This window comes from Paenibacillus curdlanolyticus YK9 (assembly GCF_000179615.1).
In the GTDB taxonomy this organism is placed as follows: domain Bacteria; phylum Bacillota; class Bacilli; order Paenibacillales; family Paenibacillaceae; genus Paenibacillus_T; species Paenibacillus_T curdlanolyticus.
The window spans coordinates 23,138-41,513 of record NZ_AEDD01000014.1; the positions used below are offsets into that span (position 1 = coordinate 23,138).

Sequence of the window (18,376 nt, forward strand, 5' to 3'; positions counted from 1 at the left end):
TGTCATCGGATTTTCGTTAACATGAAGAAAAGGTTGCATGGGTCGATGGCGGATGCTGCACAATGGGGAACGGAGCGGGAATGGCATGGAGATGAAACAATGCGAAGGCTGCGGCGCCGAGAAGCCGCTTGAAGCTTATCCGAAGCGGTCGGGGCGCAGCACCAGACGAGGCGTGTGCCGTGCATGTTTGCGAACGCGCAAAAAGGTGAATGCGCTTCATCGGCAGCAAGCGGGGGAAGCGGCAGCATCGGCTGAGGATGGGTTGGAGCAGCAGTTGGGCGGCGAAGCGGAGCAAGTTTCTAATGAACGAAACGAGAGCGACAGCTCGTCGATGACGAAAGGTTCCGGCGGTGAGGTGCCGGAGGCGGCGCCTTCTAAGCAGAAACGTAAACGCAAGCGTAAGCGGGGACGCGGCAAGAAGAAAGCCTCGAAAGCCGTTTCTAGCGCGGCAGCAGATGAGCAGAACATAAATGAACCGATGCTGGAGTCGGCGCACGAGCAGACGGATTCGGCGGAAGTGGGCGAACAGGCGCAGCTGCTGGAATCGGGTAGCGCGCTCCATCAGCATGAGGACGAGGCTGTCCCAGCGAAAAAGCGCAAGCGGAAGCGTAAACGGGGGCGCGGCAGGAAGAAAGCGAAGCTGGAAGCGGGCGTTAGCGGCAGCGAACTGGAACAGGCAAGCTTAGCGGCAGTGAGCCCAGATTCGCTTGAAGCGATGGAATCGTCTGACGAACCGGAAGCGGTTGCATCCGAGGAAGAGCAGGCTAGTGAATCCACTATTCGTCCGAAGAAGCGGAAGCGGCGAAAACGGAACAAAAAACAGCAAGTGTCGACGTCTGCGCTGGCGAATGAGGACGACTGCGAACAACCGGCATCGGCGCTGGAGCGGGAAGCGCTACTTTCGGATAATGCGGCGGAAAGCGAAACGGCGGACGACTCCCTAGACGAAGCAATAGAAGAGGAAGCGGCACCGCGCAAACGCAAGCGGAAACGGCGCAGACGGAAGAAAAAGCGCGAGGAAGCTTCAGGTTCTGAGCCGCAGGGGGAAGCGGAAGCAAAGCCAATCCCCGTTCGTCCGCCGGATAAGCGGATCGTACCGTTCCACGGCCCATTCTCCTACAATGCGGCTATTCTGAACGATAAGGGAACGGGCATGATTCGGCTTCGCGGCCGTCGCGAGACCGGCAAGCGATGGCATACGGAAATCGAGAAGGACATTGCGGTTCGAATGGTGAAGGAAGGCGCGGCGGGGATCGTTCATCCGCGGCTCATTCATAAGCTTTATACCAAAAGCGATTTCCGCCTGCTTGTGCTGCAGCGCGACAACTATGTTTGCCGCTATTGCGGGAAGTATGGCGACACGATCGATCATGTGATGCCGAAGTCCAAGGGAGGCTTGTCCTCGCCGATGAACTGCGTGTGCGCATGCAGCGAATGCAATCTGCTTAAAGCGGATAAGCTGGACTTCCCGTTCCCGGATGATGGAGAAGAATTCGAGGACGAGTAACAACGGCTCATTCAAGAAAGCCGATTTGCGGCATGCAAGTGACATTCAATGGACGACGATGGTCCCGTGTCAGCGGACAGCCAGCGTCGTTTTTTTGCTAGGGGGATGAAGATGAGTAAACGAATTTTGGTTGCGGACGATGAGCCAGGCATCGCAAGCGCGATTGCTTATGCGCTTCAACGCGAGGGCTTCGAGGTACAGGTCGCGTCTGATGGAGAGGAAGCGCTGGCGGCTGTGGCGGCGTTCCAACCGCATGTCCTGCTGCTCGATGTGATGATGCCGAAGCTGAATGGCTTCGATGTTTGCCGAAGGCTGCCGACGTCTGGGCGTCCGGGCGTAATTCTATTGACGGTTAAGAACGATATTGTGGATAAAGTGCTGGGGCTTGAGCTCGGGGCGGATGATTATATGACGAAGCCGTTCGACATCCGGGAGCTGCTGGCGAGAACGAATGCGCTGCTGCGCAGGCTGGAAGCGGGCAAAGCTGTGGAGCCTGCGGCAGGCATCGAAATCGGCGGGCTGCTCATTCGGACGGATAGCCGAACGGTGACGGCAGACGGTTCCGCGATCGAGCTGACGCCCAAAGAGTTTGATCTGCTGGCGCTGCTGCTCGGCAAGCCGGATCGCGTATTCTCGCGCGACGAGCTGCTGGAGCTCGTGTGGGGAATCGATTATGAGGGCGGTACGCGTACGGTGGACATCCATGTGCAGCGGCTGCGCAAAAAATTAGGCGCGCAGCATGCCGCGCTGCTGCAGACCGTATTTGGCGTCGGCTATAAGGGGACGGCGAGCCGGACATGAGAATCGGCATTCGGTGGAAGCTTGGCCTGTTCATGGCGGGCTTGCTTGTTCTGACTGTTGCAGCGCTAAGCTTCCTTGTGCTGGAAGGGATTGAACGGAAGCAGCAGCGCGACCTGGAATCGCAATTGGCTCAGCGCAGCGCGCTTGCGGAGATCCGCGTGCGGCAGACGTATGTGACGGGCGAGCGAACCGAGCCGCTTACGTTTATGCGACGGCAGGGAGACGCGCTTGCGAGCGAAATCGGTCAGATGCTCGGCACGCAGATCGTATTATATGATCGCAACGGCCAAGAGGTCGGCAACTCGGTTCCGGTGAGCGGCGCAAGCCCGGCTCCGAATGTGGCAGATACGCTGGCCTTTGCGATGGACGGGCAGACCGCCTATGAGAAAACAGACACGACGGTTCGTTACTTCACGCCGCTGCAAGGGCCGGATGGCCGACTGGGCATCGTACAGGTGAACGCTTCGATATCTGCGGACCGCGCTTTCCTGACAAGCATCCGAACGCTTATTTGGCAAGCCGGCGGGGTAGCGCTGCTCGTTAGCGTGCTGCTTGGCTTGGCGTATTTTACGCGGTTCGCACGCGCGATCCGCAAGCTGACGGAAGCGGCGGACGCCATTCGGACGGGGCGCTATCTAGCGAATCCGACGCTTAAGCGGCGTGATGAAATCGGCAGTCTGAGCGAAGGTATCTATTATATGAGCAAAGAGATCGAGCGAAACTTCGGGCGGCAGAAACATTTTATCAATAACATTAGCCATGAATTCAAAACCCCGCTGACCTCGATGCTCGCCTATTCGGATCTGCTCGCTATGTATGCGGAGGACGAGGCAATGGTTCGCGAAGCCTCGGGCCATATTCGCCGGGAATCCGAGCGGCTGTACGGCATGGTCGAGCATGTGCTGCAGCTGTCGGCGCTGGAACGCTACGAGCAATGGAGCGATTCGGCGGAGCCCGTGAAGCTGCATGAGCTGCTGGCCGACCGCATGAAACAGATGCAAGCGCTGGCGGCGAAGGCAGAAGTTAAGCTAATTAGCAGCGGGACGCTGCAGCAGGCGACGGTGTGGGCGGATCGGGACAGCCTCGTCCATTTATTCACGAATCTCATCGACAATGCGATCAAATACAATGTAGCGGGCGGCAGGGTGGAGATCAGCCTTCAAGCGGAGGAAAAGCAGGCTGTTATTCGGATTCGAGACACCGGCATTGGCATTCCGGAGGAAGCGAGGGAGCAGCTGTTCGAGCCGTTCTATACGGTCAGTCCCGATCGTTCGAGGCAAAGCGGCGGAACGGGGCTTGGATTGTCCATCGTGCAAGAGATCGTTGTCCGGCAAGGCGGGACGATCGACTGGGAAGCGAATGGGGATAATGCCGATTCCGGCGTCACGTTCATCGTTAAGCTGCCCTTGCTGGATTAAGATGTTGAAGGAAGACGCAATAAGTTTACATTTTGGAAACATGGCGAGACGAGGAGGAAACAACCGCTCCCTATAATCAGCTTATAACGTTCAATAAGCAGGAGGAATGCACAATGAAGCTGCATCATACGAAAAGGGACCGGGAATTCACTCGGGGAGCAATGGGCGGTCGGCGAAGCGCGATGATGCTTCTGGCATCGGGTATCGCAATCAGCTTGCTGGCGGGCTGCAGCTCTTCCGCAAGCGAGGAGCGCGTCGTCATTCAGAAGCCGGATAAGGAAATCAACGTCATAACCCCGGAGAAGAAACCGGTGGAGGAAGCTGTCGAGGTGGATCGAATTGACAAGTTCGAGGGCGTTCGGGGGATGGATTGGCTGACAGAATCCGAGATCATTATTTCCCGGGAAAACAAAGAGCGGCCGCCGATCACGGTGGAAGGCGAGAAGCGATACCCGCTAAATCTGTTTGCATACGATTTGAATACTGGCAAGGAACGACTTCTCGTCGCGGACGAGAACAATAAGCATGCGAACTTCGCCGTGCTGTCGCCAAGCAAAGCCTACATGTTCTACAAGATGAATATCGAGGAGTCGGCGTACGCTTATATTTTGAACCTGAAGACTGGCGAGAAGAAGCAGGTGAGCGAGGAGCTCGTCCCGATTCGTGATGGCGTATGGGATGGCGACGATACGGTCGTGTTCGCGGGCATACCGGGGCAGGTATTTGCGGCGCATCCTGATCGCAATACGGAGAAGCTGTTATCGGATGCAGGCAGAGCGATGAACCCTGTTATGAGCCAAGGCGTCCTTTACTACACCGACATGCTGACGTTGAAAGCCTACCAGCCGAAGAGCGGCAAGACGTCGACGATTAGCGCAAAAGTCGAAAATGTAATGCCATCGCCAGACGGCAACCAGCTGGCTATCGTGAAGATGACGGGCGATACGGAACGCACCTTAGTTATTACGGATCTCAAAGGTAACGTGAAGAAGACGCTGTCGACAGGAACGCAAATTTTCGGCGTGAGCTGGTCGCCTGACGGCACGAAGCTTGCGTATAATCTCATTGATGAGGCCGAGAACGGCGTGAAGGGCATCGTCGTCGCCAATGCCTCGACAGGCAAGACGACGTTCGCTACGATCGATGTTCCTTATGCAAGCGATCCGGTCGCTTGGAGTCCATCTGGCAAGAAGCTGGTCGCATCGACATTCATTAATGATGACAAGGGCAACCGAGTCGTGACGTATGTGATTAAGCTGAAGTAATGAAGCGGTTGTGAAAAACGAGAAAACCTCCCCGATTGCCCTTGCGCTTAGCGAAGGCAGTCGGAGAGGTTTTTTCGTGCTGGGCAGGGGCGCCAGCAGCACGGACACCGAGCCGACGCTCGTGCTGAGCCCCTCATCAGCAACTATGCCTCGGGTAGAGGAACGCTTCATTCCTCCAAGCTTATCTTCAACTAAGCCGATACACGGCGAACGGCTCGCCATGCCGGAACGAAACGCTCAGCTCGTCGAGCTGCTGGAGCATGGCTTCGCTTAGCTGAAGCTCGACGCTCGCGAGATTAGCTTCCAGCTGCTTCGCGCTGGTCGCGCCGACGATGACCGTCGCCACGGCAGGGCGCTGCATCAGCCAGCTGATCGACAGCACCGCTGGCGTGCAGCCAGCTTCTTCGGCGAGCGATGCGACCTGCTCGCCAAGCGCGATCCGCTCTTCGCTCAGAAATCTCGCGAAGCTAGGATCTGTATCTACTCGCGAGCCAGCAGGCGTCACGGCTCCCGCCCCCGATGTCGAAGCGTATTTGCCGGTGAGAATGCCGCCCGCAAGCGGGAAATAAGGGATGATGCCGACGCCTTGGTCGAGGCATAGCGGCACAAGCTCGGTCTCGGGCGTTCGGTCGGCTAACGAATAGCTCGTTTGGGTTGCAACGTAGCGATTCAAGCCGAGCTGTGCGCTCGTGCCGAGCGCCTTCATGAGCTCCCATGCCGCATAATTGGAAGCGCCAATGTAGCGGACTTTGCCGGAACGGACCATGTCGTCCAGCGCGCGAAGCGTTTCCTCCAGCGGCGTGTTCGGGTCGAACGTATGGATTTGGTACAGATCGACGTAATCCGTTTGCAGCCGCCGCAGGCTGTTCTCCAGCTCGCGCATCAGATGATGGCGGGATGAGCCGCGGTCATGCTCGCCCGGTCCGCAGGGCAGCCCGGCTTTGGTCGCCAGTATGGCCTCCTGCCTTCTTCCCTTCAGTGCGTTTCCGATAATACGCTCCGATTCGGTTCCGGCATAGATGTTGGCTGTATCGATGAAGTTAATGCCGCGGTCAAGCGCCAAGTGAAGGATGGCTGCGGATGCGGCGGCATCCGCTCGTTTGCCGAATGCATTCGTGCCAAGGCCAAGCGCAGATACCTTCAGCCCGCTTTTGCCCAAATAACGGTTTTTCATAAGTGGCTCCTCCTCGTTTACGAGCTTCTAATCGCTATTCTAGTTTTGTCCTATTATAGCGGCGCGCCGCAAGCGGTACAACCGTGCATGCTATTGCCGAAGATGTTTAGCTTTTAGCTGTTCGACAGAATCGGCGAAAGGCCAGCGAGCGGGCTGCCCAAGTTTGTAGCGCATGCACAACGGCGTTTGTTTCTTTTGTATGCAGCGATAAAAAAGCTGGCGGCGTATTGAGCTGCCTCTGTGCCGCTACTATACTAGCAGTAAAATCGCGAGGCGCGGGTGAGGTGAGTCTCATGGTGGGCAAATCGAACGCTGCAAGCATCGTTCAGACGGCTACCCTTGAACTAGACGGACAGCGGGGGAGCGGGAATTTGGCTGTGGAGCTGACGGGCATATGCAAAAGCTTCGGGGATACCGTCGCGCTAAGCGGCGTGGACCTGCTGGTGGAGAAAGGGGAAATCCACGCGCTGCTTGGGGAGAATGGCGCGGGCAAGAGCACGCTGATGAGCGTGCTTTTTGGCATCTACAGGGCAGACAGCGGGACGGTGAAGCTAAGCGGAAGGGAAGCGCGGATTCGTTCGCCGAAGGATGCGGCAGCCTGCGGCATCGGCATGGTGCATCAGCATTTTCGGCTGGTACCGTCCATGACGGCGCTGGAAAATATCGTGCTCGGACAGAATGGGGGAATTGGTGCCATCTGGCGGGGCAGGGGTTGGAAACGGCGAAAAGCAGCGGAGATCGCAGCATTATGCGAGCGTTACAAGCTAAGCTTTCCGCTGGATCGGCCCGTGTGGCAGCTATCGGTCGGCGAGCAGCAGCGCATCGAAATCATGAAAGCTTTATATAGGCAATGCGACATAATTGTGCTGGATGAGCCAACAGCCGTGCTGACGCCGCTAGAGGCAGAGAGTCTGCTGGAAACGCTGGGCGAGCTGAAGAAGGACGGCAAGACCGTTATTCTGACGACGCACAAACTGCGTGAGGTTATGGCGTCATGCGACCGGATTTCCGTGATGCGCAAAGGTCAGCTAGTGCGAACGGTTCGCGCCTCCGATACGAATGAGCAGCAGCTGGCGGAGTGGATTATGGGGCGGGGGACGGCAGGCAGCAGCCTGAAGCTAGAGCGGCGAACGGCGGCGGTCGGCAAGCCGCTGCTGAAGCTTGAGGCCATCACCGCATTAGGCGATCATGGCGAGCTGGCGCTGCGAGGCTTCGATTTAACCGTGCGCCGCGGCGAAATCGTAGGCGTAGCAGGCGTTGCCGGCAATGGACAGAAGGAGCTTGCCGAGGTTATCGCGGGAAGCCAGCAGCGGACGGGCGGCACCGTGATGTTCAATGGCGAGAGGCTGCACGCGATGACGATTCAGGGCATGATCAAGCGCGGCGTCGCCCATGTGCCGGAAAATCGGATGAAGTCCGGCATGGCGGGCACATTGAGCGTTGCCGACAATTTGCTCATGAAATCGTATGCTAGCCCGCAGCGTTCGACTGCTGGATTTTTGCGTCGGCGGGCTAATGTGGCGTGGGCGGAAGAGATCGTGGAGCGCTTCGCCGTGCGGACGCCCGGGATCGGGGCACCTGTGCGGATGCTGTCGGGCGGCAACCAGCAGAAGCTGCTGTTCGCCCGCGAGCTGCAGCAGCGACCGCTGCTGATGGTGGCGGTTCATCCGACGCAGGGACTCGATGTCGGCGCAGCCGAGGCCGTTCATCAGTGGCTGTTGAAGCTGCGCAGCGAAGGAAGCGCGGTGCTGCTCATTTCGGAGGATTTGGACGAACTGCTGAAGCTATCCGACCGGATTGTTGTGGCCTATAACGGCGTCGCACAGAGCGAGTTTGATCCCGCCGAAGCTTCGCGTACGGAGATTGGCTTGTCGATGGCAGGTAGCGGGGCGAACGGGAGAGGGGGCGGAGGCCGATGAACGGCAAAGCGGTCATGCTGCCTGGCGGCAAGTATCGGGTAGTTGTAAGAAAGCAAGGTGCGGCAGCCACGACAAGCTCCGGTATATGGGTATCTGTGCTGTCAGTTGTGCTGGCGCTGCTGTTCAGCGGCATGTTCATCGCGATCAATGGCATCAATCCGGTATCCGTGTTCCGCACGATGGCCATCGGCGCTTTCGGCTCCATGAATGGCATTAGCGAGACGCTGGTTAAGGCGATTCCGCTGCTGCTATGCGGCCTCGGCGTCTCGTTCGCCTACCGCATCTCAATCTGGAACATAGGGGCGGAGGGACAATTCGTCGTTGGCGCGATTGCGGCGACGGCGGTTACGATGTATTTGCCCGGCCTGCCGCACTGGTCCTACCTGCCGCTGATGCTTATCGCTGGCGCAGTCGCGGGCGGGATATGGGGGCTGATGGCGGCAGTGCCGCGCACCCATTTTCAAGTCAATGAACTGATCACCTCCTTGATGCTCAACTACATTGCGCTGCTGCTGCTCAACTATGTCGTCTTCGGTCCGTGGAAAGATCCGCAAGGGTTCAATTTTCCGGGGACGCCGGTGTTCGAGGCCTGGATGCAGCTGGCGACGATCGGCTCAGGCCGGCTTCACATCGGGCTGTTTCTTGGTCTCGGCGCGGTGCTGCTCTATGCGCTTATCATGAGCCGGATGACATGGGGCTATAAGCTGCGGCTGCTCGGCGCCAATCCGGAGGCGGCGCGTCAATCCGGCATCTCCGTGACAAAGCAAATTTGGCTCGTTATGCTCATCAGTGGCGGCTTGGCGGGTGTAGCGGGCATGGCTGAAGTGTCAGGCGTGTCGCATCGCCTGATGTACGCGATTTCCCCGGGCTATGGCTATACGGCCATTATCGTTGCTTGGCTGGCGAAGCTGAACCCTTGGGGCTTAATCGTCTCATCCGTACTGTGCGGCGCGGTCATTGTTGGGGGCTATAGCGTCCAAATGATCGGCTTGCCGTCCTCGATGTCGCTCATTCTGCAAGGCTCGATACTGCTGTTTCTGATCGGCGGCGAGCAGCTGCGCGGCTATCGGCTGCAGTGGCTTCGAACGGGAGGGGAATAGCATGGACTTCACAACGGCGCTGCTCGTTGCTGCGCTGTCTGCCGGCACCCCGCTGTTATTCGCGGCGCTTGGCGGCATTCTTTCGGAGCGCTGCGGCGTTATTTTTCTCGGTACAGAAGGCGTCATGCTGATGGGAGCGGTCGTCTCGATCATCGCGCTGTCCCGAACGGGCAGCTGGCAGTTTGCCATTGTCGCCTCTATGGCGGTGGGCGCTTCGCTTGGTCTGCTTCATGCGGTGCTATGCGTCACGTTGAAGGCGAACCAAACCGTATCGGGTATGGCGATCACGCTGTTCGGAACAGGGCTCAGCGCGGTTCTCGGAAAGCCGTTTGCGGGACTGCCCGTCCCGTCAGGGGTACCTAATATAGAGCTGCCGTGGCTGGAACCGATACCCGTCCTCGGCGACTTATTCGCGGGGCAAAACGTACTCGTCTGGGCGAGCTTCCTGCTTGTCGCAGTGCTGCAGCTCTATATTTATCGCACGTCATGGGGGCTTAACCTGCGTGCAGTAGGCGACAGTCCTTCCTCTGCGGATGCCATGGGCGTTCGCGTCGCTTTTGTGCGGTACGGGCATGTCATCGCCGGCGCGATGCTGATGGGTATGGCGGGCGCTTATCTCGTGCTCGTCTTCTCGCCGAACTGGATCGAGGGTATGACTGCCGGCCGGGGCTGGATTGCCGTCGCGCTTGTCATCTTCGCCCGCTGGAATCCGGTTCGAGCGCTGCTCGGCGCGTACCTGTTCGGGGCGTGCGAAGCGTTAGGCTATCGGATTCAGACGATAACGGACGCGATCCCGCCCTATTTTCTCAAAATGCTGCCATACGTGATTACAATAGTCGTGCTCATGCTCCTCGGCTGGAAAAACCGGCGCAAGCCGTCCGGCCAGCCGCAGGCGCTGGGCGTTCCGTATTATCGGGAGGAGCGGGTGTAGGTTTGGTGTCATCGATTCGAAGGGGGATATGGGAAGGAAGCCCGCTCTTGCGAGAGCGGGCTTTTTGTCATGAAAGGCGATAGTGCGACATTTAAAGTGGAAATGTTACAAAATACCCCCCCTTTAACAGCGAGGTGAAATATTTCATAATAATATCGCAAATGTAATTTAATAGATTGAATGTTAGGTGGAGGATAATGTCATGTGAATAAATAGCATGTTGTGATTTATTTTATGTTTATTGATTTTCTAAAATAAATTTATGAAAAGAGGATTAGAACCATGCAAATGCTTATTAAGAGAGTACTGCTCAGTGGTTTATTGCTCGCATTGTGTTGTCCGATTGTGTCAGTCGAAGCTGGAGTATCCGACAAGAAGCCAACCATTGCGATCGTCTCAGATCCTGTAGTCCCAGAACAACAGACTTCCAGCGTTGGGGAAAGTGCTCCGTCTACAGGAACAGATTCTATAGCTGTGGCCCCTGAACCAGACACTACACTTGCAATCCCCGCGGAAGTGGTAGCGAAAGCCGAGGCTCAGCATAAAACCGTTGTCAGGGAAGCTACTGGCTTCCGCAATGCGAATAGCAGACACTACCAATTATCAGACGGCTCTTATTTAGCGAGTATTACATTAAGTGATCAGAACTACATGGATGATGCAGGAACGTGGCAGCCGATACAGACTCGGCTAATAGATGAGGCTGATATTGATAACATGAACATCCCACTCTCGCAGGCCTCTTCCGCGGAGCTGAAAACGATCATGAACACGAATAAGGAGCTTCGCAAAGCGAAAAAGATCGATAAATCAAACACCGACTATCGAGCGCCACAGGTTCCGTTCGATGTGAAAATTCCGAAAAAGATAAACAAAGGGTATTCCATCGGCAAGGGAGCAGAGAAGCTATCCTTTACCCCACTAGGAGCCAATTCAGTTACGGGTTCTGTTTATGGAAATAAAGTTAACTATAACGAAGCGTGGACGAATACGGATTTGCAGCTAGAAGTCCTCGACTCGGGCTTGAAAGAAACGATTATTCTCAAAAACAATCAAGCCCCAACAACCTTTCAATTCCAGCTCACCAGTGGCGATTTAAACAACTTAACGAGCTTTACCCTACAAGCGCCTTGGCTAGTCGATGCAGCTGGAACTAAGAAAGATGTTAAGCAAACGATTCGTGTACAGGATGGGAAGCAGCTCATCGAACTTCAAGTAGATCCAACGGGATTAGAATATCCCGTCACTATCGATCCATCTGTATTAACTAAGGTGGCCTCTCAGGATGCTACTTGCGATTATGATGCATTTTGCAACAGCTCTTCGCAGTATACATCTACCCTCGCTCTAGGTTCAAATGATTATGTTTACAACGCGAATAGCATCTACGCGCAATTCGATACCTCGTCCATCCCTTTAAATAGCACGATTAGCAGCGCAACCATGAAATTATATATTGAATATGGATATGACGATAACGCCTATATGGGTTCGGCTTATTTAATTACGTCTCCTTGGAATGAGAATACGATGACGATTCAAACGAGACCAACCTATGATTCTGCTCATCCGGTTTCATATAGTACGGGGTGGTATGGCGCGACGCTACCGTCCAGTTATCCTAAACCGGGATGGATGCAAGTTGACGTAAAGCCATTCGTACAATCGTGGACCACTGGGACAGCTAATAACGGGATATTGCTTACACTATTTGGGTACCAGAGTACGAAATACGTGTACAGTAAAGAATATTCGGATCCAACCTATCGCCCCCAGCTCATCGTCAATTACGAGAGCCCTCCCATTCAGCCGACCATCCTAACTCCCAACGGAGGAGAAACAATCGACACCACGTACAACATAAGCTGGAGCCCAGCTACCGACCCAGACACTGTTCAAACCCAATTGCAATATCAAGTTCAGCTTTCGCAGGATGGTGGGGCGAACTGGGCAGATCTGATCGCTTTAACTGCGGCAGGTCAAATCCAACTAAATTATGACTTCTCAGCCAAACCGAATTCTGCCAATAACCTCGTCCGTGTCAGAGCCTACGATGGCGTCCAGTATGGAGCATGGGATGCATCGAATAGTGTATTTACGATTAAGCACAACCAAGCGCCGAATGCCCCTGCAAGTCTGAACCCAGGCTCGACTTCTTCTGCAACGCCCGTACTTGTTCCAGGTAATGCAACGCTTAGCTGGTCATTCACTGATCCAGACGCTGGAGATACCCAAACCGCGTATCAAGTTCAGATTTATAATGGTACGACACTTGTAGTGGATTCGAATTGGGTAGTGTCTTCGCTAAACTCATATACGGTATCCGTAGCTAACCCTTCAAGAAACACAACGTTTAACTGGAAAGTCAGAACGAAGGATAATGCAGGCGCTATCTCAGCATTTTCCCCGCTTTACTATGTCAAGACGAATGCGCTTCCTACAGCTGTCATCACTTCATATAGCGATGGACAGCAGTTGGCGGACAATGTACTAACGTTCACATGGACCTATAGCGATGCGAATGGACAGGCACAGTCGAATTATCAGATTCTCGGCAGCCAAAATAACTGGGCGACGGTTGCGTATAACTCGGGCGTGCTTAATGGAGGAGCCACATCATTTACAACGACCCCTCTGGCAAGTGGCAATTGGAGCTTCAAAATTCTGGTGAAAGATGGAATGGAGTGGTCGAGTGATGTCTATCGTAACAATCTAACGCTCCCGAATGCATTCGAGCCTAATGATACGAGCGCTCAAGCATTTCCGATTAATTACAACCAAAATTACACTTCGCTGATTAACGCAAGCACGGATATTGATTTCTATAAATTTACGGCAACCACCAATGAAATTGATCGTTTCGTATTGAATGTACCGGCTGGATTGAATTATGACGTGTACATCTATGATTCAACCATGAAGCTAATTACAGCTGGCATTCAAAGCGCAGGAATCGCAGAGAACGAGTTGTTCGACGTGAAAGCAGGAAATGTGTACTACATCAAAATTGTTGGAGTGGGAGGCAGTAACAGCACAACTGTGCCTTACAGCTTCATACTCGCACCAGCCACCATGCAATTCCAAACCATCTATCAGTATGACAGCAATGGGAACATCATCTCTAAAACAACAACAACGACTTCATAAAACGAACGGCTAATTTCGAAGGAGGATCTTCTTGTGCGTAATTTATTGATGAAGTCGATGATCATGACCGTAATCCTCTCTATGCTGATTTCAGATATGCAATATACAGGCTTGGCAAGCTATGCGCAGGCAACCGGAATGGATCGTTCCAATTCCGTTGCGATGGCCGATACACCCAGGAAGCTGTTAAGCCAAACGTCGTCATTCTCAGAGCGTGCCATCCAGAATGTGCTTAATCAAGGCTATTCGATAGAGGACGTAAGGCAAGCAATAAAGCAGCAAAAGGTAACTGGCGGGTCATTGGACAACAGCCTGCAACAGGTGAAGCCACAGCCGATTAATCGTTCGAAGCAAGTGAAGAGCAGCATCTCAAGTGAGGTGGCAGCGAGGAGCTTGGCTGCGGCTTCCGAAACCGCTGTCCCTGATTACAGCTATGTAAAAACCAAACCGGATGAAGCGCCCTTCACTGTTCGGCTCGACAACGAAAACATCTCCACGCTGTCCGGGGCACTTTCCTTACAGCAATCGGATCTCTCGCTTCCGGGGCGTAATGGGCTTGGTTTTACATTGTCACGGAGCTATGATAGCGGCTCGTCACAATTTGACCAAATGGGAATTAGCTCCCAAATGGGAATTGGCGGCAGTTCCAATATGCTTGAACCGTCGCTTGAAGAGAAGCGGTTTCCAATTGGGAAAGGGTGGAGCTGGAATATTTCGTTTCTTGAGATCAAAGGAACAGATAAATACCTTCACTTAGCAGGCTCGGGCGTATTCAAAATCGATGCTTCCAACACGTTGGTCGGCTACCCATGGAAGGATCTCACTTTTGCAGCAGATACGAGCGTTACGGTGAACGGCGTTGGATCTGCGTATGTGGTCAAATCCATACAGCATACGAATCAATACTTTAATGCGGATGGTCAGATGATCCAGATCTCCGATGCCTATAACAACAAAATAACGTTTAGCTATGTTATGGATGGCTACTACGGCTCTGTATTAAGCGCAATAACGGATTCGATTGGCAATACGATCAACATCGTCTACAATACGACATCGGTTGTGCTCACCTCGGGTTCGAGAAGCGTCACCTATTACAAAACCTATCAAAATGGCAAAGAGCTACTAAGCCAGGTTGTTGATGAGCTGGGAAGAACAACAACCTACGATTACAGCATCAAGAACGCACAGTTTAACCTGCTGGGAACAACGCCTTCCATGAATAATCCATATGCCTTAATTACAGGCGTTACCTATCCGACTGGCGCGAAGAGCGTGTACACCTACGAGGATTCGCCCGTCACTCGATATATTCAAGATAATGCGGTCAACCAAGTGTACCGCGTGAAGTCGCGTGAAGATCAAATTCGGTTAGCGGACAGCTCAATTAGTCATGTGAATCATAAAGATATTACGTACCCTAGCGGAGATATCGGCAGCTCCAACGATGCAGACTTGACGTTCTCGGTCCAGATTGATGACGGTGCCATCAAGACAACCTTTACGAACGACAAAGACTATATCGATAGCTCGAATTCCCCAGTGTTCTATAACACATCTATCGTGGCCAAGGTCGTGTATCTAGCAAAAACCTATACGAACACGACAGAATTCACCTACGATCGAGCTAGAAAATGGCCGGTGCCCATCAACACGAAAACGACACGTTCTGTCTCAGGGTCATCTTCTACGTTCATTACCACTAATTCAGCGCTTTACGATGATTACGGGAATATTATTTACGCAACGGACCCGATGGGAACCGTTACCCGCAATACATTCGATACCTCCACACATTTGCTGCAGTCGGTCGCAACCCAAATAAACGGAACGCAAAAATGGAAGTATACCGTATTTACACGAAATGCTTTAGGAACAGTAACACTGGAGCAGGTTTATGCCGGTGATAGCAACAGCTATGCGGGAAGCCCACTGCGCGAAACCTATTATGAGAATATCGATGCAGCGACCGGCAACGTCGGACAAGTGAGAACGAAGAATGGGTCGCCGAATGATACAACAACCGTAATTGAATATGCTGCTACCTATCAATATGCGTATCCGACGAAGACGACGACATCGGTCCATGATAGTGACGGCAACTCGTCGACAGTAATCAAGCAGTATCAATACGATATGGCAACGGGCCGACTCCTCAAATACACAGATGGCAATGCCAATCAAACGAGCTATACCTATGACGCTTTGGGACGTGTATTGAAGGCGACGCAATCGGGAGACAACAGCACGATTACGATCAGCTACAATGACGCGCTAAATCAACTGACGGCTACGGATCAAACGGGTATCAAAACGGTAACCAAATGGAATCCGCTCGGTTGGAAGACAGAATCGGGCCTCATTGACCATAATGTGTACAAAGCGAAGTCGAAGTATGGGTATGATGCTAGCGGTCGTTTGGCTTGGACGGAGGATGCGGTTGGCAACCGAGTTCAATATGGCTACGATCAATGGAATCGTCAGAATCTTACCTCCTATCCAGATGGAGGGCCGAGCTCGACTGTCGTCATCGATGACATAACCAATACCAAAACAAGTACGGATCCAGAAGGCTATTCGCTGAGAGAATCGTACGATCAGCTTGGCAGAACGATCAAAACAGAAGAGATTAAAAGCGGAGGACAACCCGCACTGCTAATGTCGTATAGCTTCGACAATGCAGGTAATATGCTTACGTCAACCGATAATGCTGCTCCTGCCAACACGACCACCTATGCGTACGATGTGCTTGGGCAGCTAGGAAGCGTTACGAATGTAGTGAATGGAGCCAGTCAAACGACATCCTATGCCTATGATTTAATGGGTAATATGACGCTCATCACGAATCCGGACAACACGACTACAACCAAAAAGTACGATGAATTAGGGCGTCTCATTCAGAATACCGAAGCGCCAGTTAACGGCAAGAACAACATCGAGAAGTTCTACTATGATGCAAACAACAATCAAACGAGGCTCATTGATCGCAACGGATCACGGTTTAAGTACACGTATGATAGCCGTAATTTATTGAAAAAGAAGGAAATCGTTGACGCAAGCTGGAATGCTATTGCAGGCGAAGAAACGATCTCCTTCGGGTACGATTTGGCTGGCAAAAGAACGAGCCTGACGGACCAGACCGGAACAACCAGCTACGCCTACAATCTGGCTGACGGCTTGCTTGCTAGCGTAACTTATCCAGATAACAAAGTCATGAAGTATGCGTACGACGAGAACAGCAACCGGCAAGCACTGATCGATCCATTCGGGGCGACCTCGTATTATCATTACGATGCGCGCAATCGCTTGGACGCTGTCGGGCCATCGAACGACTTTACCAATGATTACGATGCCAAGTACGACTACTATCGAGATAATCTGCTTCGACAGATTACCCAGCGCAATGGCGTCACGTCCTCGTATACGTACGATGGCAAAAACCTGAATACGCTGCTCGAGCGCAAAGCCGACGGCACGGCATTAAACAGTTATCAATATACGTATACCGCTAATGGAAATATCAAATCGAAAACCGAGAATGGGACTACGAATAATTTTGGCTACGATGAGCTAAGCCGGATTAAGACATCGTCCCAGTATAACGAAACCTACACCTACGATGCCCGCGGCAATCGCGCCAGCATGTCGACGAACCATCCTTTTGAACGTCCAGATCAGACCACCGCCTTCGATAAACGCGATCGGTTAACGAGCGTTACGACAGCAAGCGGATCGAATGTCACTTATCGGTATAACGGGGATGGTCAGCTCTGGGAGCGTACAGAGAATGGTCAGACGACTCGGTATTATTGGGACGGCGACCAGATTGAGGCGGAAGCAACCGTCGTCAGCGGCGTTGCAACGTTCAAGGCTCGTTACATTCGCGGTCAGGGGCTTATTGCGAGAGAGGATACCCAGACCAAAGCTTATTATGTGGCGAACGGCCACGGCGACGTGACCGATCTTATGGATCGCAGCGGGATGACCCGTTTGAACCAGTACAGCTACGACATATTCGGGAACATTGCCTCGCAGACGGAGAGCATTGCGCAGCCGTTTAAGTACGCTGGGGAGATGCAGGATAGTACGACAACCTTGCAGTATCTGAGGGCGAGATGGTATGACCCGAGTGTGGGGCGGTTTATGAGTGAGGATACGTATGAGGGGCAGATAAAGAATCCGCTTACACTGAATCTTTATACGTATGTAAGTAATAATCCCTTGAGGTATACTGATCCTACGGGGCATCTTCAGAATGATGATATGAATCTTAGTTCAGATGACAGAAGTAAAATCGCTTACTGGACGATGGAATTTAATATTGCTAAGAGGGATCATAATATAGCTGCTATGCAAGTTGCTCATGATAATGCTGTTGCTATTCGGTTAGCAAGTGGCAAATATGAGATGATACAGAGGACAAACTTTACTACGGGTAAATCAGCCTCTATTGAAGGTACAGTTGGGGGGGTTACAGAAGATTGGTTAACGTTGGGTTTGGCTGTTCCTGCCATAGCTATTGGAATACTCTATGCCCCTGCAGTAATTGCATCATTGAGAACATCATCTCAAGTATTAGCATTAGGAACAGAGACTTCATTAGGAACTGTTGTTAGTGCACCTGGGCAAGTAATCACAGGCTTAACAGAGCATGCCCTACAGAGAGCCGCACAACGGAATGTAACAGAAGCATTGATGAAGCAAACTGTGGCAAATCCGTTGCTAGTCTTAGATCAAGCAAAGACTAACACATATTTGTACTTGACCAAAGAGGCTGTGGTGGTTCTAAATAGGGCAGGTAAGGTAGTTACAACATACGGCAAAGAATTTTTTGATGAAGGGATAGAATCTTTGTTGAAGGTGGTAAAGTAGATGAATGATGGTGAGTATTATTGTCCACTCCTCAAAAAGATAATAGATATGGGACTATGTATGGACATAAATTTTGAAAGAGAAGGGAAAGCAAAGTTAGGGATCTTAAAAGAGTTTGAAATAACTAAAAGTTTTGCTGATCTTAATTGTTGTCATTGTCCACGCTTACCATTTACATGATTTTGGCATAGCCACTACATGAATTGTAACCTATTTTAGAATAGTTCGTAGCATCTACGAGA

The 18,376-nt window shown here is 52.7% G+C and carries 11 protein-coding genes; 10 read left to right on the plus strand and 1 reads right to left on the minus strand.

All coding sequences use genetic code 11. From position 1 onward, the window contains the following. Positions 1-85 precede the first annotated feature (85 nt). The 4 genes from PAECUDRAFT_RS25035 (at position 86) to PAECUDRAFT_RS25040 (ending at position 4,991) form a co-directional block, all read left to right on the plus strand. Entirely contained in the window at positions 86-1,507 is a 1,422-nt protein-coding gene (locus PAECUDRAFT_RS25035; RefSeq protein WP_006040440.1) for an HNH endonuclease, read from the plus strand. A 111-nt stretch (positions 1,508-1,618) separates the two neighbouring features. Next, positions 1,619-2,308: a response regulator transcription factor gene (locus tag PAECUDRAFT_RS22375; RefSeq protein WP_006040441.1), complete on the plus strand. Its 690-nt coding sequence runs from the start codon at positions 1,619-1,621 to the stop codon at positions 2,306-2,308. Beyond that, on the plus strand, positions 2,305-3,726 hold the full coding sequence (locus tag PAECUDRAFT_RS22380) for a sensor histidine kinase (protein WP_006040442.1): 1,422 nt from the start codon (positions 2,305-2,307) through the stop codon (positions 3,724-3,726). Before PAECUDRAFT_RS22375 ends, PAECUDRAFT_RS22380 begins: the two co-directional genes overlap by 4 nt. A gap of 113 nt (positions 3,727-3,839) precedes the next feature. Then, positions 3,840-4,991, plus strand: coding sequence for an LpqB family beta-propeller domain-containing protein (locus PAECUDRAFT_RS25040; protein ID WP_006040443.1), 1,152 nt, complete (start codon positions 3,840-3,842; stop codon positions 4,989-4,991). 187 nt (positions 4,992-5,178) lie between these two features. On the opposite strand, the gene PAECUDRAFT_RS22390 is transcribed toward PAECUDRAFT_RS25040, so the two are convergent. Then, the gene (locus PAECUDRAFT_RS22390; protein ID WP_006040444.1) at positions 5,179-6,165 is read right to left on the minus strand and encodes an aldo/keto reductase; all 987 of its coding nucleotides are present in this window, start codon (positions 6,163-6,165) and stop codon (positions 5,179-5,181) included. 293 nt (positions 6,166-6,458) lie between these two features. Here PAECUDRAFT_RS22390 and PAECUDRAFT_RS22395 point away from each other — a divergent pair, with 293 nt between their 5' ends. From PAECUDRAFT_RS22395 to PAECUDRAFT_RS22420, 6 genes are all read left to right on the plus strand, one after another. Continuing rightward, a complete protein-coding gene (locus PAECUDRAFT_RS22395; RefSeq protein WP_006040445.1) occupies positions 6,459-8,084 on the plus strand; it encodes an ABC transporter ATP-binding protein in 1,626 nt (541 codons plus the stop codon). Beyond that, complete coding sequence (locus tag PAECUDRAFT_RS22400) at positions 8,081-9,184, plus strand: ABC transporter permease (protein WP_006040446.1); 1,104 nt, start codon at positions 8,081-8,083, stop codon at positions 9,182-9,184. Before PAECUDRAFT_RS22395 ends, PAECUDRAFT_RS22400 begins: the two co-directional genes overlap by 4 nt. A 1-nt stretch (position 9,185) precedes the next feature. Next, positions 9,186-10,115, plus strand: a complete 930-nt coding sequence (locus PAECUDRAFT_RS22405) for an ABC transporter permease (RefSeq protein WP_006040447.1) — start codon at positions 9,186-9,188, stop codon at positions 10,113-10,115. 282 nt (positions 10,116-10,397) lie between these two features. Continuing rightward, entirely contained in the window at positions 10,398-13,262 is a 2,865-nt protein-coding gene (locus PAECUDRAFT_RS22410; RefSeq protein WP_006040448.1) for a DNRLRE domain-containing protein, read from the plus strand. 33 nt (positions 13,263-13,295) lie between these two features. Next, positions 13,296-18,134 carry an RHS repeat-associated core domain-containing protein gene (locus PAECUDRAFT_RS22415; protein WP_006040449.1) on the plus strand — a complete coding sequence of 1,613 codons (4,839 nt, stop codon included), beginning with the start codon at positions 13,296-13,298 and terminating at the stop codon, positions 18,132-18,134. Then, positions 18,135-18,314, plus strand: coding sequence for a hypothetical protein (locus PAECUDRAFT_RS22420; protein ID WP_006040450.1), 180 nt, complete (start codon positions 18,135-18,137; stop codon positions 18,312-18,314). Positions 18,315-18,376 lie beyond the last annotated feature (62 nt).